The 20,167-nt window shown below is 64.5% G+C and carries 20 protein-coding genes; 4 read left to right on the plus strand and 16 right to left on the minus strand.

Annotated elements, in window-relative coordinates; all coding sequences use genetic code 11:
- Positions 1–102: 102 nt before the first annotated feature.
- The 4 genes from PE058_RS06100 to ispH form a co-directional block, all read right to left on the minus strand.
- Positions 103–2,247: a methyl-accepting chemotaxis protein gene (locus tag PE058_RS06100; RefSeq protein ID WP_271030129.1), complete on the minus strand. Its 2,145-nt coding sequence runs from the start codon at positions 2,245–2,247 to the stop codon at positions 103–105.
- A gap of 278 nt (positions 2,248–2,525) precedes the next feature.
- Positions 2,526–2,978, minus strand: coding sequence for a ribonuclease HI (gene rnhA / locus PE058_RS06105; protein WP_020084486.1), 453 nt, complete (start codon positions 2,976–2,978; stop codon positions 2,526–2,528).
- Positions 2,975–3,946, minus strand: coding sequence for a homoserine kinase (locus PE058_RS06110; protein ID WP_271030130.1), 972 nt, complete (start codon positions 3,944–3,946; stop codon positions 2,975–2,977). The genes rnhA and PE058_RS06110 overlap by 4 nt, the downstream gene beginning before the upstream one ends.
- 59 nt (positions 3,947–4,005) lie before the next feature.
- Positions 4,006–4,995 (minus strand): 4-hydroxy-3-methylbut-2-enyl diphosphate reductase, encoded by a 990-nt coding sequence (gene ispH, locus PE058_RS06115; protein ID WP_271030131.1) that lies wholly within the window; start codon positions 4,993–4,995, stop codon positions 4,006–4,008.
- Between the two features lie 185 nt (positions 4,996–5,180).
- Here ispH and PE058_RS06120 point away from each other — a divergent pair, with 185 nt between their 5' ends.
- Positions 5,181–5,822 carry a hypothetical protein gene (locus PE058_RS06120; RefSeq protein ID WP_271030132.1) on the plus strand — a complete coding sequence of 214 codons (642 nt, stop codon included), beginning with the start codon at positions 5,181–5,183 and terminating at the stop codon, positions 5,820–5,822.
- 25 nt (positions 5,823–5,847) lie between these two features.
- On the opposite strand, the gene PE058_RS06125 is transcribed toward PE058_RS06120, so the two are convergent.
- Together PE058_RS06125 and PE058_RS06130 are read right to left on the minus strand one after the other, a co-directional pair.
- Positions 5,848–6,975 carry a type I restriction endonuclease gene (locus PE058_RS06125; protein ID WP_271030133.1) on the minus strand — a complete coding sequence of 376 codons (1,128 nt, stop codon included), beginning with the start codon at positions 6,973–6,975 and terminating at the stop codon, positions 5,848–5,850.
- Positions 6,976–7,113: 138 nt separating this feature from the next.
- Positions 7,114–7,506 (minus strand): hypothetical protein, encoded by a 393-nt coding sequence (locus PE058_RS06130; RefSeq protein ID WP_271030134.1) that lies wholly within the window; start codon positions 7,504–7,506, stop codon positions 7,114–7,116.
- 34 nt (positions 7,507–7,540) lie between these two features.
- Between PE058_RS06130 and PE058_RS06135 the strand changes: the two genes are divergently transcribed.
- Positions 7,541–8,113, plus strand: coding sequence for a LysE family translocator (locus PE058_RS06135; protein WP_271030135.1), 573 nt, complete (start codon positions 7,541–7,543; stop codon positions 8,111–8,113).
- 81 nt (positions 8,114–8,194) lie between these two features.
- Complete coding sequence (locus tag PE058_RS06140) at positions 8,195–8,440, plus strand: hypothetical protein (protein ID WP_271030136.1); 246 nt, start codon at positions 8,195–8,197, stop codon at positions 8,438–8,440.
- Positions 8,441–8,547: 107 nt separating this feature from the next.
- Here PE058_RS06140 and atpF read toward each other — a convergent pair whose 3' ends face one another.
- From atpF to PE058_RS06185, 9 genes are all read right to left on the minus strand, one after another.
- Positions 8,548–9,039, minus strand: a complete 492-nt coding sequence (gene atpF, locus PE058_RS06145) for a F0F1 ATP synthase subunit B (protein WP_020084493.1) — start codon at positions 9,037–9,039, stop codon at positions 8,548–8,550.
- 7 nt (positions 9,040–9,046) lie between these two features.
- On the minus strand, positions 9,047–9,619 hold the full coding sequence (locus PE058_RS06150; RefSeq protein WP_271030137.1) for a F0F1 ATP synthase subunit B family protein: 573 nt from the start codon (positions 9,617–9,619) through the stop codon (positions 9,047–9,049).
- Between the two features lie 84 nt (positions 9,620–9,703).
- Entirely contained in the window at positions 9,704–9,928 is a 225-nt protein-coding gene (locus tag PE058_RS06155; RefSeq protein WP_026867805.1) for a F0F1 ATP synthase subunit C, read from the minus strand.
- 98 nt (positions 9,929–10,026) lie between these two features.
- The gene (locus PE058_RS06160; protein ID WP_020084496.1) at positions 10,027–10,743 is read right to left on the minus strand and encodes a F0F1 ATP synthase subunit A; all 717 of its coding nucleotides are present in this window, start codon (positions 10,741–10,743) and stop codon (positions 10,027–10,029) included.
- A gap of 62 nt (positions 10,744–10,805) precedes the next feature.
- Positions 10,806–11,225: an AtpZ/AtpI family protein gene (locus PE058_RS06165; RefSeq protein ID WP_020084497.1), complete on the minus strand. Its 420-nt coding sequence runs from the start codon at positions 11,223–11,225 to the stop codon at positions 10,806–10,808.
- 229 nt (positions 11,226–11,454) lie between these two features.
- The gene (gene smc, locus PE058_RS06170; protein WP_271030138.1) at positions 11,455–14,913 is read right to left on the minus strand and encodes a chromosome segregation protein SMC; all 3,459 of its coding nucleotides are present in this window, start codon (positions 14,911–14,913) and stop codon (positions 11,455–11,457) included.
- 73 nt (positions 14,914–14,986) lie between these two features.
- Positions 14,987–15,841: a DsbA family protein gene (locus PE058_RS06175; RefSeq protein WP_271030139.1), complete on the minus strand. Its 855-nt coding sequence runs from the start codon at positions 15,839–15,841 to the stop codon at positions 14,987–14,989.
- Between the two features lie 56 nt (positions 15,842–15,897).
- Positions 15,898–16,575, minus strand: a complete 678-nt coding sequence (locus tag PE058_RS06180; RefSeq protein ID WP_020084500.1) for a DsbA family protein — start codon at positions 16,573–16,575, stop codon at positions 15,898–15,900.
- A gap of 178 nt (positions 16,576–16,753) precedes the next feature.
- Positions 16,754–17,251 (minus strand): DUF721 domain-containing protein, encoded by a 498-nt coding sequence (locus tag PE058_RS06185; RefSeq protein ID WP_271030140.1) that lies wholly within the window; start codon positions 17,249–17,251, stop codon positions 16,754–16,756.
- Between the two features lie 218 nt (positions 17,252–17,469).
- Here PE058_RS06185 and mutY point away from each other — a divergent pair, with 218 nt between their 5' ends.
- Positions 17,470–18,576, plus strand: a complete 1,107-nt coding sequence (mutY, locus tag PE058_RS06190) for an A/G-specific adenine glycosylase (protein ID WP_245257613.1) — start codon at positions 17,470–17,472, stop codon at positions 18,574–18,576.
- Between the two features lie 214 nt (positions 18,577–18,790).
- Here mutY and PE058_RS06195 read toward each other — a convergent pair whose 3' ends face one another.
- The gene (locus tag PE058_RS06195) at positions 18,791–20,005 is read right to left on the minus strand and encodes a site-specific DNA-methyltransferase (RefSeq protein WP_420537092.1); all 1,215 of its coding nucleotides are present in this window, start codon (positions 20,003–20,005) and stop codon (positions 18,791–18,793) included.
- Positions 20,006–20,167: the final 162 nt, after the last annotated feature.

Raw genomic sequence — 20,167 nt, forward strand, 5'->3', positions numbered from 1 at the left:
TGCAACCTTGGGCTCGCCTGGCGTTGTCCGGCGAGCCGGTCCACGCATTCCGCGTGACGCTGGCCTGCGCCCCTCGTGCGCTGGCCAGCCGTCAGGCGGGGCTTATGCCGCGAGCAGCCGCTCGATGAACTGACGCAGGCTGTGGTCGAGGTCCGATGCCTCCTTGCCGAGGCTACGGGCCCGCTCGACGACGTCATTTGCCGCCCGGTCGGTGGTGGTGATCGCCTGCGAGACCTCTTCGATGTTCGTCGAGACGGAGGCCGTTTCGCCGGCGGCGCTCTGCGCGGACTTGGCGATCTCGCCTGTGGCCGCAGTCTGCTCCTCGATGGCCGAGGAGATGGCGACGACGGCGTGGCTGATGTCGGTCACCACGGTGCGGATGCTCGATACCGCGTCGACGGCGTTCTTGACCTCGCTGCCGACCGCGTCGATCTGGGCTGCGATCTCTCCGGTGGCTTTGGTGGTCTGGCTGGCCAAGGCCTTCACCTCGCTCGCCACGACCGAGAAGCCCTTTCCGGCTTCGCCCGCCCGCGCGGCTTCGATGGTGGCGTTGAGAGCCAGCAGGTTGGTCTGTTCGGCGATCGCCTTGATCATGTCGATGACGTTCTGAATGGTCGCCGCTTTCGACGAGAGCGACGCGACGATCTCGTGTGTCTGCTGGGCATGCCTGTCCGCTTCGGAGGCGATGGAGCCCGAGCGTGAGGTCAGCGATGCGACCTCGCGAATGGAAGCCGAAAGCTGCTCGGAGGCGGCGGCGACGGACTGAACCTCGTGGTTGGCGGAGTCGGTCGCGGTTGCGACCCTGACGGAGCTGGCCTTGGTCTGGTCGGCGATGGCGGCCATCTCGAGCGCCGATTTCTCCAAGTCGCCAGCCGCATGGGCGACCGATCTCACGACCGTGCCGACGCGCTCCTCGAAATCGCGGGCCAGGCTTTCGGTGAGCTGGCGGCGCTGGGCTTCGCGCTCGCGGCGCTCCTCCTCGGCGGCCGCCGCACGGCGCTCGGTCTCGGCAGCGGTGAAGGTACGGATGTCTTCGACGGCGCGGGCGATCTCGCCGATTTCGTCTCGGCGCTCCCTGCCCGCGATCTGGGAGGTGAGCTTGCCGCCGGCAAGGGCCTTGAGGGCTGCCGTCAGTGCGCCGATGGGGCGCACGATGCCGCGAGCGACCAGCCAGCCAACGAGAATCTGGGCACCGACGATCAGAAGTGCTGCCAATCCCATGGTGCGCGAAATGCCGGCTGCGGCGGCGAGGGCCTCGTCGTCCGCCTGCTCGGCGTAAACGTTCCACGCCGCGCCGAGGAACTCGACCTTGTTTCCAGCGGTGAGATAGGCGTTGCCGTTGCGATGGAAGCGGGAAAGCTCGCTCGAAGACTTGCCATCGAAGCCCATCATCGTGGCGGGTTTGCCAGCGGTCGGGGTTGTGGCGAGGGGTGCGTTGGTGCGGATCAGTCCGTCGGTGCCGACGGCGTAGGTCTCGCCGGTTTTGCCGAGGCCGTGGCGATCGCTCAAGACCTGGTCGAGAAGGGCGGGTGCCACGCGGATGACGGCATAGCCGACGCGAATATCCTGCTGGGCACTGTCCATGGCGACGTTCGACTTCTTGAGGATCGGCGTGCCGATGAATGCGAGGGGGCCCGAGGCGGACAGTGTGGACTCGCGGAAATCCTGGAAGGTCACGTCCTTGTCGCCAGCCTTCTGCATCGCATCGAGCAGGGTCTCGAGGCCGGAGCCTTCCGTCGCGGGCGTGCCGATCTTCTGGCCGAACTCCGCGCCTTTTTTTGCCGTGTAAACGATGGTGCCGGTCTCATCGAGCAGCAGGATGTCGTCGTACTTCGCCTGCGTGAGCGCCGTCATCGCGATCGGATGCACCTTGGAATGGCGCAGGCCGTACATGGTGCCCGACATGCTGCCGTCATTCTCGGCGCGCTGCTCGGGCGGGAGGCCAGCGAAGAATTCCAGCGCCTGCGTGCGGGCCTCGGGGGACTTGCTCAGCGTCTCGGTCAGGTCGCCGATGTTGTCGAGCACCAGCTTGTGGCCGGCGATGTTCCTGGTGTCGACGCGCAGGCGGTCTGCGACGAGCTCGAGGCTGGTGCGGCGGGATTCGGCTGCGAGGTTAAGCCGGTCGAAGGCGGATGCCTCCAAGGCGCTTCTTGCGCCGGACCATCCGATCCAGCCCATGATCGTTGAGCTCACCAATCCGAGACCGACGATGGCGATCGGAAGACGAAGACGCAGCGTAGACAACATCTATTTATTTCCGCCAGTTAACTTATTTCCTTCACCTATATTCCTAGCAATGGATGTGTAAAATCTTACGAAATCCGGGAATGAATCCCTAAGATTGGTGCGCTTTGACGCACGTCACGCGCAGGCGCGGGGCCGATTGCCTCTTGATTGTGCACCAATGGTTTTAGGGGGAGGCGGCGTCGGCGGGCGGATCGCCGGTTCGCCGGATACGGATTACGCACCATGCCGCTCGGAAAGAACTTCCGTCGCGGTGGGGCCGGCTGGATTGGAAACAATAGCTACCGGCGTTTGAACTCGGCCATGCCTTCGCGCGCAAGCTCGTCTGCGCGCTCATTCTCGGGATGTCCGGCGTGGCCCTTCACCCAGTGCCAGGTCACCTTGTGGCGGGAGAGCGCCTGCTCGAGGCGCTGCCACAGCTCCACGTTCTTGACCGGCTTCTTGTCGGCGGTGCGCCAGCCGTTGCGCTTCCAGCCGTGGATCCAGCTCGAGATGCCGTTCCGCACGTAGGCGCTGTCCGTGTAGAGATCCGCCTCGACGCCTGTCTTCAGCGCTTCGAGTGCGGAGATCGCCGCCATCAGCTCCATGCGGTTGTTCGTGGTCTCGGCCTCGCCGCCTTTGATCTCCTTGCGGTGATCGCCCCAGATGAGGATCGCGCCCCAGCCGCCCGGGCCCGGATTTCCGGAGCAGGCGCCGTCGGTGTAGATCTCGATCGATTTCTTCGTCCCGCTCATCGCACCCTCTCCAATCCGTATTCGCCCGGCGAGTTCACCTCCTGATGGAACCTCAGGCGGCGAACGTAAGCGTTCGGATCGTGGGGCTTCACGAGGGCGTTAGGGTCCGTGTGCAGCCAATCGTGGGAGCGGGTGAGCAGGAAGCGAAGCGCCGCGCCACGTGCGAGCGTAGGAAACGCCTCGTACTCGGCCTCGGTGAGGGGGCGCGCGCTCTGATAGGCGGAGAGGAGCGCGCGGGCCTTGGTGGCGTTGAAGGCGAAATCAGCTTCGAAGCACCATGCGTTGAGGCAGATTGCGAGATCGTAGGCCCAGGCGTCGTTGCAGGCGAAGTAGAAGTCGATGAGGCCGGACAGCTTGTCGCCGATGAAGAACACGTTGTCCGGAAAAAGGTCGGCGTGAATGACGCCGGAGGGAAGGTCTTTTGGCCAGGCGCGATCCAGATAGGCCAGCTCGTAGGCGATGAGATTGCCGAGGCCGCGCGCGACCTCGTCGGCGCGGGGGGCGAAGCGGTCGAACAGCGCGTGCCAGCCTTCGAGGCCCAACGCGTTGCGGCGCGTCAGAGCGAAATCCTTGCCCGCGAGGTGAAGGCCCGCGAGTGCGCGTCCAACTTCCGCGCAGTGCTCGACGCGCGGGCGGCGTGGCCAGACCCCTTCGAGAAAGGTGACGATGGCGGCGGTGCGGCCCGAGATTTCCGTCAGCACCTCGCCGTTACGGTTGCGGACCGGCAACGGGCACGAGATGCCTCTCCGGTTCAGATGCTCCAGGAGGCCGAGGAAGAACGGTAGGTCCGCGGTGTCGACGCGGCGCTCGTAGAGCGTGAGGATGAAGGTGCCTTCGCTCGTATGCACCATATAGTTGGTGTTCTCGACGCCTTCGGCGATGCCCTTGTAGGAGAGCAGCGCGCCGAGATCGTAGCCCGCGATCAGCCGCGCGAGCTCGTCGTCCGTCACTTCCGTATAAACGGCCATAGGTTTTGCTTTTTCGGTGACTGGATGAGGGGCCGAGGTGCGAAGGGTTTCCCCGTGTATCAGGCGTCGGCAGGCTCGCGCAACTCGCGGGGGACGTTGAAGGCGATGCGCTCGTTAGCCGTTCTCACCTGCTCGACGGAGATGGCGAAGCGGGCGTTCAGCGCGTCCAGCACCTCGTCGACAAGGGTCTCCGGGGCGGAGGCGCCGGCCGTAATGCCGACGGTCTCGACGCCGTCGAACAGAGGCCAGGGTATATCGGAAGCGCGCTGGATGAGAATGGCTTTCGGGCAGCCCGACCGTTCGGCGACCTCGACGAGACGCAGCGAGTTCGACGAGTTCGGCGCGCCGACGACGATGGTGAGGCCGACCTTGCCGGCAATGGCCTTCACGGCTGCCTGGCGGTTGGTCGTGGCGTAGCAGATGTCCTCCTTGTGGGGGCCGACGATGGCCGGGAAGCGGCGCTTCAGGATCGCCACGATGTCTGCTGTGTCGTCCACGGAGAGGGTCGTCTGCGTCACGTAGGCGAGGCGGGAGGCGTCCTCAGGCTCGAAGGTCTCTGCGTCGGCGGCCGTCTCGATCAAGGTTACCGAGCCCGGCGGGAGCTGGCCTGTGGTGCCCTCCACCTCCGGGTGGCCCGCATGGCCGATCAGAACGATCTTGCGGCCTTCCGCGTGATGGCGGCTCGCCTCGGTATGCACTTTGAAAACCAGCGGGCAGGTGGCGTCGATCGAGAAAAGATTGCGGGATTTTGCGGCCAGGGGCACGGACTTGGGCACCCCGTGTGCCGAAAAGATCACAGGCTGGTCGGTGTCGGGGATCTCGTCCAGTTCCTCCACAAAAACGGCACCTTTAGCCTTCAGGGATTCCACGACATATCGGTTATGGACAATCTCGTGGCGTACGTAGACCGGCGCGCCGAACTTGGCCAATGCCAGCTCGACGATCTGGATCGCACGGTCGACGCCCGCACAGAAGCCGCGGGGGGCGGCCAGGAGAACGTTCAGGGCCGGACGCTTTGCTTGGTCGTGCTCGGCGCTGGAAGAGGCCATTTGGACTTGTCCTCGGGTCGTGTGGGCCAAAAAGGGAGCGGCCGCTTTATGGTTCAAGATAGGGATGATAGAGCTTGAGTCGTTCGTCCTGGACTAGAAACGATGCGACGAGCTTGGGTCGTTCTCGCGACGCGCGGACGGTTCTGGGGGATTATGCGGATCGGAGCGGGATGGCGCAATCCGTCATGACAAAGGTCAAAGGCGCGGTTTCGACCGCGGCCGCCCTTGCTGCCGCGCTCGCGCTCGGGGGATGCGGCATGTCGTCCGTCACCTCCGGCCTCGGAACCAGCATTTTCGGCGGCGGATCCTCCGGGGCCGAGCCCACGGGCGTCAGCGAGCAGGATCTGATCGCGGCCGCGAAGGCGGGCGGCGACAGTGCGCCTCAGTTCTCGGGCGGCGACGCGCAACCGGGCTGCCCGCGCTTCCTGACCTGGCCGCGTGACAGCCACCTCACGATCTACGAGACGGGCCGGGTGGGCGACGGTCTTGCCATCATGCATCGCGGCGAGATCACCAAGACCGCGCGCGAATGCTCGATAAACGGCACGCAGGTGACGGTGAAGTACGGCTTCTCGGGCCGCATCCTGCTGGGGCCTCGCGGTCAGTCGGGGCCGATCTCCATGCCGATCAATGTGTTCGTCACCGACGCGAAGCGCGAGCGGCTCACGACGGACAAGCTGCGCGTGGATGCGACGGTCGCGGTCGAGAATCCGATCGGCTATTTCTCGGCCGTTCGCACGGTGACCTTCGATGTGCCCGAAGGCGCGCGCCCCGGCGAGTTCGAAGTCTACGTCGGCTTCGACCGCAACACGCCAAACGCGGGATAGCCGCAGGCAGCCGCGTTCTGTTGCGTTATGCGGTTTGTAGCTGTTTAGCTTCAGACGCCTTTGCGGATGCCAGCTCGCGAATGCGTTGCGTGAAGGTGGTCTTTAGCGCTTGGTCGATGTCGCTCATCGAGTTTGTAATGATTTCGCCGAATGGTTCGGGGAAGATAAATTTGTCATACCCGTTGCTGCCTTCGATGAAGTCGAACAAGCGACCTTTGCGCTCCCTTTCATAGTAGACGACAAATTTTCCGACATAGTCTTTGTGCTGCACTCGTTCCACGGCGGCGAATTGATATTCGTCCGCTGCTAGATATGCGAGGCGGCGGCAAACGTAACGGTACACAGCAAGTTCGCGATCTGTGGTGACTATCCGCTGGGCCGTTTCAACTTCTTGTGCGATTTCAGGTGTTTTGCGCGCCTGCAAGCTACGGAGCTTGTCGAGAACGGGCAAAACAAGAGCATCTTCGAATGCGGATCGTATCAGGCTGCTATATCGCGTCTGAATCGAGGTGCGACGCACGTTCCTCATGCCGACACGCTGGAGAACAAGACGGCACAGCTCATCGGATGGCTCGCGAACCTCTTGCATCAAGACAGCGCGAAGACGTTTGGCGACCAGTCGCTCCTCGGCGGCTTCTGCGATTACATCGGGATGAAAATTGGATCGCGATATGAGTGAGAGAGCCTCGATCACATCGGCTGGTATCGGCGATCGAGTGGCCGCTTCCATGTCAAGTGTAAGAAACGGTTCCTGATCCATTACGTTGGGGTTTTCGCAGTCAACGAAGAATTCGAAACGAATGCCGTCTGTCATAATCCCTAGATGGACGGTCTGTAGGGCAGAAAAATAGGTTCGAAGTTGTCCGCGGTTGGCTGAAAGGTCAGTGCCGACCTTCTTGCACTCAATTGCTATTACAGGATTGCCGTCAGCCATCACTACATAGTCAACCCGCTCAGGCATCTCATTGCGGAAATCTGCCGCGTATTCAGGTTGAACCACGAAGGGGTCCGTATAGTCGTATCCGAGAGCGCCGATGACCGGGAGCACAAGATAGAGCTTTGTGCTTTCCTCGTTGGAGCATGCCGATTTTATTGCTGCCGAGCGTTGAGCGATAGCAGTCAAATTCTCTTGGAACCCGCTGAGCGTTTCCATTTCTGTCCTCGATGGCGAACGCAGTGCACGACTCACCTGTGATTGCATCACTCGCGTTGCCTCTTCGGCAAGGATCAGATTGACAGGCCGCAGATCTGTGTACGCAATCCACAGCTTTAGGAACGGATTGGATGGTGTTCACCGCAAACGAGACAGTTCCGCGTGCAGGGGGCGCATGCGGGCGCGGGCCCAGCCTTGCAGCGAGTCGAAGATGGCGGTCGCTGGCCAGCGCGGGTCCGGCTCGGCGCTCTGGCGCCACGTCATATGCACCTCGGCTACGCGTCCGCCTGTGAGGGCGAAGAGGGCGTCATCCGTATCTTCGCGGCGGGCCAGGAGGCGAACGCTCTCGCCTGCCAGCACGTGCCTCTCCGACATCTCGACGCGAAGCTGCCGCTCGAGCCCGGCGTGGACGCCGGGATCCTCGATTGCGTACCACGGCGCCAGCCATTCGATCTCGTGCGGCATCGGATTTTCGTCCAGAAGATAGGTGTGACCTGGCGAGTGCACGCTGTGCGGTCTGATCCAGATCAAGACTCGGCTCGGATGCTGCCATCAGGGTGGCAACATGCATGATCCTATCGCCTTTTCTCTCGCCGTTCTCGCGATCCTCGGCACGCCAGGACCGACGAATACGCTCCTGGCGGCCTCCGGCGCGCTCGTGGGCTGGCGCCGGTCGCTTCCGCTGATCGGCGCCGAGGTGGCGGGGTATCTGATCGCGATCGGATGCCTGCACGCCCTGCTGGGACCGGTGCTCGCGGCTTCTCCGGCGATCACCACGCTGCTGCGCGTTGCGATCGGTGCCTATCTGCTCTATGCGGCGTTCGAGCTGTGGACCCGGCGCGAGGGGCTCCGGGGAGCGCCGGCGGGTGTGCCAGCCGGACGGGTTTTCATCACCACGCTGCTCAATCCGAAAGCCATTGTTTTTGCGTTCGGCGTCATTCCGTTCTCGTCCGCGAATGTGGTGCCTTACCTCCTCGCCTTTGCGGCGTTCGTCGCGGTGGCGGGGTTATCCTGGATCGCGGTTGGCCGCGTGGCCGCGCGGGCGATGGCTTCCGGACAGGCCTCCCGCGCCATCCCGCGTGTGTCGGCGCTGGTGCTGACCTGCTTCGCGGGGCTGATCGTGGCGAGCGGGGGATAGATCGAATCTAGCGGCAGATCTGGATCAGACGTTCGGAACGACCCTCATCTTCAAGCGTTCGAATGGCAAAGGAGATTTGTCATGAGAACGCGTACCGCTATCGCAGCGCTTGTGTTCCTGCCCGTCAACGCGGTCCTGTTCGGTGTGGGCGCGGTGGCTGTGCTCTCGATCCCGGCTCTCCAGGTGAACGCCGCCGTCTTGCTGCCCGCCGTGATCGTCGCGAGCTTCGTGATCTCGCCGTTTGTGAGCTGGTACATTGCACCGCGCTTGCGTTCGCGCTGGCAGCGGGAGCATGCTTCCGCGGAGGGGCACAGTCTCGGCACTTAGTGCGACCCTCATTGCGCTGCTCTGAGGCCAAACAAAAAAGCCGGGCGATGAAGCCCGGCTTTCATGTGTCTTAGAGCGACATATTTCTTAGAGCGACACAGCGGAACTCAGTTCAGCTTGCCCTTGAGGTCGCGGATTGCGGCGTCGGTCAGCGAGTTCGAGGTGTCTCCGGCGATCTTGGTCTTCAAGATGCTTTCCGACGCCTTGACCGCGAGATCGACGGCAGCGGCGCGCACGTCGCTGACGGCCTGAGCTTCGGCGCGGGCGATCTTCTCCTCGGCAGCCTTGGTGCGGCGCTCGACCTGCTCGGCGAGAGCTTTGCGGGTCTCGGCTGCAAGACGCTCTGCCTCACGCTTGGCGGTCTCGACGATCGACTTGGCCTCGTCCTCGGCCTCGCGGCTCTTGCGCTGATAGTCAGCCAGGAGCTGCTGAGCCTCCTCACGCAGGCGGCGTGCCTCATCCAGCTCGGTGCGGATGGCGACCGCACGCTGATCGAGAGCCTTTCCGATCAGGCCGGGCACGCCCTTCCAGACGAGAACGGCGACGAACAGCGTGAACGAGATCAGGACCCAGAATTCGGGATAAGCGGGATTGAACATGGCGTCCTCACTTCTCCGATGCGGCCAGGGCGCTGTTCACCTCATCCTTGGAAACGGAGAGGTTGGTCAGCGCGCCCACGATCGACACAACCGTGTCGCCCGCGATGTCCTTGACGCTCGCCAGCGCCTTGTCCTTGGTGGCGGTGATGCTCGCCTCCGCGTCGCTCAGCTTCTTGGCGAGCTGATCCTCGATCGCCTTACGCTCCTTGTCGACTTCGGCGTTCAGCGAGTCACGCGTCTGCCGGGCGATGGAGGTTGCGTTCGAACGAGCGTCAGCCAGGGCCTTCTCGTAAGCCTGAAGCGCCTTCTCGGTTTCACCCTTGAGACGCTCGGCTGCCGCGAGATCGCGCTGGATACGATCCTTCCGCTCCTCGATCACTTCGCCGATGCGCGGGAGCGCAACGCGCTTCATGATCACGTACAGAAGCACGAAGGTGAGGGCGAGCCAGAAGAGCTGCGGCGCGAAATCCGGCTGATTGAGCTGCGGCAGGCCGCCGGACTTGTGCTCGTCGAGTGCCTCGGCCACGTCAGTGGCAATTCCGGGCAACTCCGCGGCGAGCACGGTCATCGCTGCGATCATTGGTCTTCTCCAGGTGGAGTAGTCGACAGCGGGCCTCAGATCACAGGTCTACCCCGGATCTCAGGCCTGCCGCCGAAGATAGGATCAACCGAAGAGGATGATCAGAGCGATCAGAAGGCCGAAGAGGCCCGTCGCTTCAGCAAGAGCGAAGCCGATCAGCAGGTTCGTGAACTGGCCCGGAGCAGCCGACGGATTGCGGAGCGCGCCCGACAGGTAGTTGCCGAAGATGTTGCCGATGCCGATGCCAGCGCCGATGAGGGCGAAGCAGGCGAGGCCGGCGCCGATGAACTTTGCTGCCTGGGGATCCATGGTCGTCTCCATTTAGAGTTTTGAGTGGGTTTCGAACTGTGAACGGCACGCTTTGCTCCAGGCCCGGCAGAAGTGCCAAACCCGGCCTACGGCGCTAATCAGTGGTGCATGTTGACCGCATCGTTGAGGTAGATGCAGGTCAGCACGGTGAAGATGAAGGCTTGAAGGAAGGCCACGAGGAACTCGAGGCCGGTGAATGCCGCGGTGAACAGAACCGGAAACGCCTTGGCGACGAACGGCAGGCTCACGGCGAAGCTCGCGAACACCTTCAGCATGGTGTGGCCGGCCATCATGTTCGCGAACAGACGGACGGACAAGCTGATGGGACGGATCAGGTAGGACACGATCTCGATCGGCACGATCAGCGGCATCAGCCAGATCGGAACGCCGTGCGGGACGAACAGCTTGAGATAGCCGAGGCCGTGGCGAGCGAAGCCGATGCCCGTCGCCACGATCCAGACCATGGCGGCGAGCGCGAAGGTCACGATGATGTGGCTCGTCACGGTGAAGGAGCCCGGGATCATGCCGAGCATGTTCAGCGTGAGAATGAAGATGAAGATCGAGAACACCCAGGGGAAGTAGCGCATGCCTTCCTCGCCCAGGTTCTCGCGGACGATGCCTGCGACGAACTCATAGACGCTTTCGGCGATGGACTGGATGCGGCTCGGGACCAGCGAACGGCCGGTCATCGCGAAGATGAGGAAGCCGGAAATCAGAACGAGCGCCAGCACCATGAACAGCGAGGCGTTCGTAAACGAGATGTCGTAGCCAAAAAGCTCAAGCGGCACGAGGCGCTTGATTTCGAACTGCGCCATGGGCCCATGGTGCTCGGCCGCATGACCCGCCACTTCTGCCGCTTCAGCCAATGTTCCGTCCCCTACTTCCGGTCGTCTTCTTCGTCGTCATCGGGAACCGCCTTCGCGTTGCGCTGAAGCGGTTCTGCCTCGGCCTGCAGGCGCCGGGCGGTACGCACAATGTTCAAGAGGCCGGCAGCAAAACCGAGCATCAGGAACAAAATCAATAACCAAGGTGCCGAGCCGAACTGGTCGTCCAGCACCTTGCCGATGAACCCGCCGACTGCGATGCCGACAACGAGCTCGATGGCGATTTTCATCGCCTGGCCCATGGCCGCGCCTCGCGCCCGGTCACCAGGCTCAGGACCGCGCTTTGCACGGGCCTCCGCCTTGACCTGCTCAAGTCGAGCACCAAGATCGGAAGCGCGCTTCTTGAACGCCTCCCGCTCTTCGGGGGAGATCTCGCCGCGAGCCGGTTTTTCGTCATCACTCGGCGTCGACATAGCTTCCCCTGTCCGTGCCAGACTGTGGGCTGAAACGGCCGGATTACCAACGGCGCGCACCATAGCCGGAGCTTAAGCGGTGTCAAGCAAAGGCCACATTTTTGCAGAGCTAGGCGGGGTATGGCTAAACGGCGCAGGCTGGGACGCTGCTACTTAGGGGGCATGGTCGTGGTCCTCACGAGGCCGGCTTTTGGCCAAACCGCGCAAAAGACCAGAGAAACTCAGGGAATCAGCCCGCCTCGCGGAAGGATTTGGCAGTCTCGAGGTCTACCGAGACGAGCTGGGACACGCCCTTTTCAGCCATGGTCACCCCGAACAGGCGGTTCATGCGCATCATGGTCATGGGATGGTGGGTGATGACGAGGAAGCGGGTGGCCGTTTCCTCCGACATTTTCTCCATCAGCGTGCAGAAGCGGTCCACGTTCGCGTCATCGAGAGGCGCGTCCACCTCGTCCAGCACGCAGATAGGCGAGGGGTTGGTGAGGAACACCGCGAAAATAAGCGAGAGGGCGGTGAGGGTCTGCTCGCCGCCGGAGAGTAGAGACAACGTTGCGGGCTTCTTGCCCGGCGGCTTGGCGATGATTTCGAGGCCGCTCTCCAGCGGGTCCTCGCCCTCGATCATCTCGAGCCGGGCCTCGCCGCCGCCGAAGAGGGTGGTGAACAGGCGCTGGAAGTGGCCGTTGACGGTCTCGAAGGCCTCGTCGAGGCGCTTCTTGCCTTCGCGGTTCAATTGGCCAATGGCTCCGCGGAGCTTGGCAATGGCCTGCTCCACGTCGTTGCGCTCGGTCTCCATCGTGCTCATCTGCTCGAGGAACGCGTTGAGTTCGTCGTCCGCCTGCAGATTGACGCCGCCCAGGCGCTCGCGATCGGCCTTGAGGCGCTGAAGGCTGCGGTCGGCCTCGGCGAGGGCCGGGAGCGCGGTATCGGGGGCGAGCCCGGCAAGGCCGAGGCATTCGTCCGGATTGACGTTCAGAGCCTCGCGGATGCGGCGGGCTTCCTCCTGGCGGCGCGTGCGGGCGCCTTCGAGACGAGTCTCGATACGGGCACGTCCTTCGCGCGCGGAGGCGACGGCGGCCTGCAGCTCGCGCAGGTTCTGGCTTGCGGCGCGCAGCGCGTTGTCGGCGCGGGCGAGGTCGTCGGCCGCGGCGTTGCGGGCTTCTTCCGCATCAGCGAGTGCGCCGAGCAGGCTCTGGCGGCGATCGTCGAGCGCGGGAATCACTTCCTCCAGCGCAGCGATGTCGCCCTTCGTCTTGGCGAGCCGCTCCTCGAGCGCTGCGATGTGCTCCATGGCGCTCTGGCTGCGGGTGGCCCAGCGGGTCCGCTCGGCGACGATGGTTTCAGCGCGGCGCTTGCGCGTCTCCCGCTCGCGCGCATGAGTGGCGACGCGCGACTGCGCGACGGAGAGGGCCGTGCGGCGATCCTGAGTGGCCTTCTGGACTTCCGGGAGGCGCGCGGCCGGATCGTCCTCGGCGTCGAGCCTTGCGAATTCGTCCTCGATATGATCGAGCGCGGCCTGGGCTTCCCTGCGGTCCGCTTCCGCGCGCTCGCGCGCTTCGGCAACTGCGTGCAGCTTGGCTTCCGTTTCGCGCGCCTGGCGCTCGATGGCGCTCAGGGCCTCGCGCGTGGTGACGAGATTGGTCTGGGTTTCGCGCCAGAGCGCGCGGAGCCGCTTCTCCTCGTTGGCCGCTGCCGCGCGAGCGGCGGCCGCCTCCTGGTCGAGGGCGGTGAGGCGCTGGACGTCGGCGCGGGCGACCTTCTCGCGCTCGAACATCTCGGCGAGGCGGTTGCGCTCGGCGAGACGCTGAGCGGCCGGCGTCATGCCGCCAGCTACTGCGATGAACCCGTCCCACCGCCAGAGATCGCCTTCGCGGCTGACAAGGCGCTGGCCTTGTTTCAGGTGCGGCTGAAGACGCGCGCCGAGCTCGCGGGAGACGACGCCGATCTGGCGGAGGCGGCGTGTCAGCTCGGGCGGCGCGCCGACGTGAAGGCTCAGCGGTTCCGCATCGGCGGGCAGCGCCTCGTCGTCGGGTTTCACCTCGATCAGGCGCCAGCGCACGGGCGCGTCCTCATGCACGGGAGCGTCCAGGTCGTCACCCAAGGCGGCAACGAGAGCGGCCTCGTATCCCGGCGCGACCGTGAGGTGCTCGACCACGGGCGGCATGCCTTCCTCGTAGGCCGGCATCACGAGCTTGTGGAGCGTCTCGCGCTCGGTGACGAGGGTCGACAGCGCCATGCGGGCGTGCTGCAGCTCATTGCTGCGCACGCGCGCGGTTTCGGCAAGATCTCCGAGCTTCTCCTCGGCTTCGAGGGTGGTTGTTTCGATGACCGCGATCTCGCGGGCGAGGCGCTGGCCCTGCTCGGTGATCGCGGCGAGTTTCAGGGAATCGGGTGCTCCCGCCGCGGCGGCTTCCGTATCGCGCTGAAGCGCGGTGAGCTTCGCGTCGAGCTTGGCGATGGTGGCGCGGCGCTCGGCCTCCTGGCCTTCGAGCGACTTGCGGCGCGCCCGGCTTTCGGCCGCGCGCTCGGTGACGACGGCCAGCTCCTTTTCGGCGGCGGCGAGGGCGGCGGCCGCCTCTTCCTCGGCGGCCAGGATGTGATCCTCCGCGGCCTCGGCCTCGATGTCGGCCGCTTCGAGGGCGGAGGTTTCCACGTCGAAGCCAGCAAGGATCTCCTTCGCTTCAGAGATCAGAACGGCCTCGCGTGCGAGATCCTTCTCCAGCTCGCCCGCGAGCTTGCTCAGCTCCTGGCGCCGCTCGTTGCAGCGCTGGGCCTCCTTCGCGAGGCCCTCGGTCTCGATCTTGATGCGGCTCAGGGCGGCGCCGCGCTCGGCTTCCTTGTCGCGCAGGGGCGGGATGGATTCGGCGAGCTCGGCTTCGAGGCGCAGGGCCTTAGCCTCATCCTCGGTGACGCGGCCGAGCAAGGCCAGTCCTTCCGCGAAGTTGTGCTCCTCGGTTTGGACGAGCGTCTGGGCCTCGATCCACGACAGGTGGGCGAGGAGGGCCTCCGCGCGGCGGATCTCCTCGGAAAGGTCCTTGTAGCGGCGCGCCTGGCGCGCCTGGCGTTTCAGGCTTTCGATCTGCGAGCCGAGCTGGCCCATGATGTCGGCGAGGCGGGCGAGGTTGCTTTCGGCGCCCTTGAGGCGCAGCTCCGCCTCGTGGCGGCGGCTGTGGAGACCCGCGATGCCGGCGGCATCCTCCAGCACGCGGCGGCGCTGCTCGGGCTTGGCGTTGACGATCTCGGAGATCTGCCCCTGGCGGACGAGGGCGGGCGACCGCGCGCCGGTAGCGGCGTCCTCGAACAGGATCTTGACGTCGCGGGCGCGTGCTTCCCGCCCGTTGATGCGGTAGGCGGAGCCGGCCTCGCGCTCGATGCGGCGCGTGATCTCGATGAGGTCGCTGTCGTTGAACTCGGCGGGCGCCTTGCGCTCATGGTTGTCGAGGAAGAGCGTCACCTCGGCCACGTTGCGCGCGGGCCGCGATGTGGTGCCGGAGAAGATCACGTCGTCCATCGCGGCGGCGCGCATGGACTTGTGCGAGGTCTCGCCCATGACCCAGCGAAGCGCTTCGAGCAGATTGGATTTGCCGCAGCCGTTCGGCCCCACGACGCCGGTGAGGCCGGACTCGATGATAAGCTCCGTCGGCTCGACGAAGGACTTGAACCCGAGAAGCCTGAGGCGGCTGATCTTCATATCGTGCGTCTAATCCCACTCATCCCGTGCACACCTCCCGTATGTGGCGGGCCGTATGCGGCGGGTGGAACGATCAGGGCGTGCGCACCGCGCCCGCGGCGGACGCCTGCGGCGCGGCCAGCAGCGGCTCGACCAGCTCGCGGATCTCGCTCATGGTGAGCGTCTTCTTCACGAGCTTGCCTTGCACGAAGAACATCGGCGTTCCGATGATGCCGAGTGTCCGCCCGCGCTCCTTGACCCACTTCAATCCATCGATCATGGCCTGATTCTTCAGGCACGCATCGAACTGGCTTTGCGTCATCCCCACCTGCTTGGCGACGGCGAAGATGGGTTCCAGGCGAACTTCCTGGGACACCCAGGCGTTCTGCTGGTCCATGAATTTCCCGTAGAGCTCGAAGTACTTATCGGGCGGGGCGCAGCGCAACGCGATGGTGGCGTTGCCGGACTGCTTGCCGATGGGAAACTCGCGCAGGATGAAGCGCACCTTGCCGGTCTTGATATAGGTGCGTTGCAGCTCCGGGAATGTGGTCTGATGGAAGCTGCGGCAATGTGGACAGGTCAGCGACGCGTACTGGACGATGGTGACCGGCGCGTCCTGCCGGCCGATGGCCATTTCCGGCAAGGGACCGGTGGCCATGATCTCCGCGATGGTCGGGTTCTGAATGACCTGGCGGCCGCCCTGGGATGGATCGGGGATATGCCCGAACGGACTGATGGGCGCGTCCCCGACCGGCTTGGCGCCAGCGGCCGCATCGGGGTATGGGCTCCCCGACGCGGATGTTTCGGCGGATGTGGACGAGGCCCCGTCCGTTGCCGAAAGGCCGGGAAAGCCAGGGCCGTTTCCGGAGCAGGCCGCCAGGATCAGGCTCGCCGCAAGGGCGAGAGCAACTGTTTTCGCTCTCGCCATCTTTGCCGGGGCCTGACCCATCGCGTGTGCGCTCCCGTTTCCCTTCGACCGGCCCCATCAACCGGCCTGCCGCGTCATCAGCCCGCGAGCAGCGGCTCGAGCACCTTGTCGAACTCCTCGATCGACGGCGCAGCCTGGAGGCGCTTGCCGTTGATAAAGAACGAAGGCGTCGCGTTCACGCCGAACACGGTGTTGGCGCGCGTGTGGATGGCGGTGAGCTGATCCAAGAGCTTCTGGTCGGTCAGGCACTTGTCGAAGCTTTCCTGTGTGAAGCCCGCCTGCTTGGCGATCTCGAACAGCTTCGGCGTGGGGTTCTCCTTCACGAAGGCCCAGGTCTCCTGCGTTTCGAACAGCGCGCTGACGAGAGCCAGCGACTTCTCGGTGGAGCCGGCGCAGCGGGCGAGCATGGAGGCTGCGAATGCGCGCGCATCGAGCGGGAACTCGCGGAAAATGAAGCGGATCTTGCCGGTGTCGATGTACTTCTTCTTCAGCTCCGGAAAGACCTTGGTGTGGAAGTGCATGCAGTGGCCGCAGGTCATCGAGGCGTATTCGACGATGGTGACCTTGGCATCCTCGGGTCCGATGGCGAGATCCGGCAGATCACCGGCTTTCATCAGCTCGGCAACGGGCACCTCGGCGGGGCCCTGCGCGCGCTGGGCAAGGGCCGGAAACGCGGTGGTCAAAAAGGCCAGCCCGGCTATGGCGGTTCCGGCTTTCAGGGCCTGGCGGCGATCGAGCCGGCTCATCACGTCCATCGTTCACTCCTCATGGCGTTCGCGTCTGACCAGGCTCGCCTTTGCTGTCGCGGCCGGTCCGGGCGCCTCTTGTTCAGGGTCTGGCTGATAACATGGGCCCGGCCCCCGATTAAGGCAAAACCAGGCTGAATGCTATTTGAATGCGCAGGGATGCCGCGCCTAAACGGGGTGTGCGCCCTTACTTGCGCCGGGTGGCCTGGTCTCTCAGGACGCCCTTTTCCAGCCGTGCCAGGGCAGCGCTCAGCGGGTCGCCGGAAACCTCTGTCACCGACGCGGACCGGGGCTGCGCTTTCGCGGACGGCGGGGCCGCCTTGCGCACGCTGGTCTCGACGGGGGCCTGGATCAGGCGGATCGTCTCCACGGCGCGATAGCCGAAATAGGCGTTGATGCGATCCATGATCTGGCGTGCGCGGTATTCCACGTCGAGTGCGCGGGCCGGATCGACGCGCAGGATCAGGGTCGCGGCGCGGCGCTCGCCTTGGTCGTCGTCAAGACCGTTCTCGGCGCCCGCCACGCCTCGCGGCCACTTCAGCCGGTCGGGCACCGTGTATTCGGCAAGCTCGGCGCCGGCGATGCGGGGCCAGTCCGTGATCAGGGTGGCTGTCGAAAAGCCAAATTTCTCAAACGCTTTGCGGGTCAGTGACGGCACGAAGCTGCCCACCGCCTTGGCCGGCACGAAGCGGGCTGCCTGCGGAACGGCGAAGCGCGTGTCCGACGGGGCAAGGGAAAGAGACCGGCGCGCAGGATGCGGGAGCGATCTCTTTCGTGGCTTTTCTGTGAGCTTTGCGTTCACGCGACGTCGCCATCATATGCAGAGCTGTTGCAGATCCCTAGCATCATAGAGATCGATTCGCGGCGTCTTCAGCCGGAGACGCGCTCTCAAGGGGGCACTGGGTGAAAGCTGTTGCGCGCAGGCAACTGCCACTTCGACCGGCCGGACCGGATACGGTTGCGGCGTTGCTCGACTGGTATGACCGCGAGCGGCGCGATCTTCCTTGGCGTAGCAAGCGGGGAAAGCGGTCCGATCCCTACCGCGTCTGGCTCAGCGAGATCATGCTGCAGCAAACTACTGTCAAGGCGGTTATCCCCTATTACGAGCGCTTCCTTTCGCGCTGGCCTTCGGTGGATAAACTCGCCGCCGCCGATCTCGACGACGTTCTCGCCGCATGGGCGGGCCTCGGCTACTACTCGCGGGCGCGCAATCTCTACAAGTGCGCGCAGGCCGTCGTCGCGGAGCACGGCGGGCAGTTTCCGCGCACGGAAGAGACGCTGCGTGAGTTGCCCGGGATCGGGCCTTACACGGCAGCCGCAATCGCTGCGATCGCGTTCGGCGAGGCGGCGACTCCGGTGGACGGCAACATCGAGCGCGTCGTCTCGCGTCTGTTCGCCTTCAAGCGTCCGCTGCCTTCCGCCAAGCGTGAGTTGAAACGGCTCGCGGAAAGCCTCACGCCACAGCGGCGCGCCGGCGATTTCGCGCAGGCGATGATGGATCTCGGCGCGACGGTCTGCTCGCCGAAGCGGCCCTCGTGCCTCATGTGCCCGCTGCAGCAGGATTGCCACGCGCACGCGCTCGGTATCGAGCAGCAGCTTCCCGTCAAGCTCGTGAAGCCGGATCGTCCGGTGCGCTATGGCATCGCATTTCTGGCGCTTCGTGAGGATGGGCATGTGCTGCTGCGCAAGAGGCCCGAGGCGGGTCTGCTCGGCGGCATGCTCGAAGTCCCCTCCACCGATTGGGGGGACGACTGGCTGCCGGTCGATCTCGCGCTCGCGGCTCAGCCGATGAAGGCGGACTGGTGGGAGGTGCCGGGCGTCGTCAGCCACACCTTCACGCACTTCAGGCTGGAGCTGATGATCCTGCGCGCCATCGTGCCCGCGGAATCCAGCCTGACGTTCTGGGCCGACCCCGAGCGTTGCCGGTGGGTTGCGCGCCGCGATCTCGGAAGTGCCGCTTTGCCCTCGGTGATGCGCAAAGTGATTGCGCACGCGCTCAAGGAGCATTGAGGGAGAGGCAGCCGGCGACAGGCAGCCTTTGGGGGTAATTAGGCCGGGACCCGAAGCAAAAACCCGACCGCTGCAGATTTTGCTCCGGGTCCCGTTTGCCGCGCCAAGTGCGCTTGACCATCGCCGCTTTGGATCCCATCGAAGGGCGTGGTCTTTTCGAGATGCGACGTGCGATCAAATTCTATGGCGAACGATCGCACGCTCTCGTTGCGTTCTACTCGGCAGCGATGATGTGAGGCACCTCCGGTTTCGCCTCGGAGAGTCCAAGCTCCACCTTGGCGCGCTCGCGCAGGGTGTCGATGGGGTGCAGAACGCCTTCGCGCTCGTAGTGCCAGAACGTCCAGCCGTTGCACGCGGTCTTGCCCTGCACGACGGCACCGAGACGATGGATCGAGCCGCGGCTGCCGGGCACGGCGAGCGTGCCGTCCGCCTTCACCTCGGCGCGCACGCTGCGGCGCTCGTCGTAGAGCTTCGAGCCCGCGCGCAGAATGCCGAGCTCGACGATGGTGCCGAAGGGCACGCGCGGCTCGCTGCGTTTCGAGGGCTGCGTTTCAAGCGCCGAGGGTGACAGCGGCACGACCTTCGCGATGCGCTCCTCGGCGGCCTTGGCATAGTCCGGATCGCGTTCGATGCCGACCCAGTTGCGGCCGAGGCGCTGGGCCACCGCGCCAGTGGTCCCTGTGCCGAAAAACGGATCGAGCACGGTGTCGCCGGGATTGGTGGTCGCGAGAAGCACGCGATGGAGGAGGGCTTCCGGCTTCTGCGTCGGATGAGCCTTGCGGCCGCCTTCGTCCTTCAGCCGCTCAGGGCCCGAGCAGATCGGGAACAGCCAGTCGGAGCGCATCTGAAGATCGTCGTTCGACGTCTTCAGGCTCTCGTAGTTGAAGGTGTAGCGCGACTTCTGATCGCGAGCCGCCCAGATCAGCGTCTCATGCGCGTTGGTGAATCTCCGGCCGCGGAAGTTCGGCATCGGGTTCACTTTGCGCCAGACGACGTCGTTCAGGATCCAGAAGCCCATGTCCTGGAGCGCGGCGCCCAAACGGAAGACGTTGTGATAGGAGCCGATGACCCAGAGTGCGCCATCGGGCTTCAGCACGCGGCGGCATTGCGAGAGCCACGCGCGGGTGAAGATGTCGTACTCCTCGAACGAGCCGAACTTGTCCCAGGCATCGTCGACGCCGTCGACGCGCGTGTTGTTCGGGCGAAGAAGCTCGGTCGAGAGCTGGAGATTGTAAGGGGGGTCGGCGAAGACGAGATCTACGCTTCCATCCGGTAGTCTACGAAGCTGGTCGAGGCAATCTCCCACCAGGATTCGATTTCGGGCCAAAGACCGATCTCTGGCCATGCCGCCGCGACCCGCTGCAGCCGCACTTGAACGACGACGCACACCCATTCGACGCAACTCACTAAGAAGAACCACAAATGCCAGGGATCCATGAAGCGAACCCAACGCGACCAGAAAGCAGTCCCACGGTTAATGGAATGTAAATGGCGGGAGTTAATTTTCGGTTAATGCGTAAGGATGTTTTCACGTTTCGGCAGGGCCAGGACTCGCATCGGTTTGCGGCGAACGGAAGGCGAACAAAGCAAT

This window comes from Hyphomicrobium sp. DMF-1 (assembly GCF_027886585.1).
In the GTDB taxonomy this organism is placed as follows: Bacteria; Pseudomonadota; Alphaproteobacteria; order Rhizobiales; family Hyphomicrobiaceae; genus Hyphomicrobium_C; species Hyphomicrobium_C zavarzinii.